The sequence below is a fragment of the Pseudomonas sp. EL_65y_Pfl1_R83 genome, assembly GCF_963970695.1.
Classification (GTDB): domain Bacteria; phylum Pseudomonadota; class Gammaproteobacteria; order Pseudomonadales; family Pseudomonadaceae; genus Aquipseudomonas; species Aquipseudomonas tritici.
Genome location: NZ_CAXAQI010000391.1, coordinates 1 through 462 on the forward strand (window position 1 = coordinate 1; position 462 = coordinate 462).

A 462-nucleotide genomic window follows, 5' to 3' on the forward strand; every position below is an offset into this window, starting at 1 on the left:
TCCACCAGCAGCTCGAGGAGCTCGGCGAACCCGACCTCGACTTCACCAGCGCCGACGAAGACTGAGCGGCTAAGGCGCGCGAGCCGCAAGGGGTGGACGCCGCCCCCGCGGGTCAGCTTGCCGACATGGGCCGACAAGCGCCGCAAGCTCGCGAAGGAGGCGGGCAGCACATCGGGCCAGTATCGCACCGGTCGCGTCGAGATCGCGCGTGGTCCGATGCTCGCGGTGACCGAGCCGGGCGTGCGAAAGCTGACGGCGGTGGTTGCAACGCAACTGCTCAAGTCGACGCTGATCGAGAACATCGTCGGCTTCCACATGGATCTCGATCCATGCCCGATGCTGATCGTCCAGCCGAAGGACTCGGCCGCGCTGCAATTCTCGAAGGAGCGCATTGCGCCCTTCATCAAGGCGACGCCGGCGCTGCGCGGGCTGATTTCGTCCAAGACCCGCAACGCGGGCGAT

General features: G+C 66.9%; 1 protein-coding gene. It reads left to right on the forward strand.

Features of this window, described 5'->3' with window-relative positions; all coding sequences use genetic code 11:
* Positions 1-117: 117 nt before the first annotated feature.
* A partial coding sequence (locus tag AACY08_RS29460; protein ID WP_339472607.1) for a phage terminase large subunit family protein occupies positions 118-462 on the forward strand: 345 nt, incomplete at its 3' end.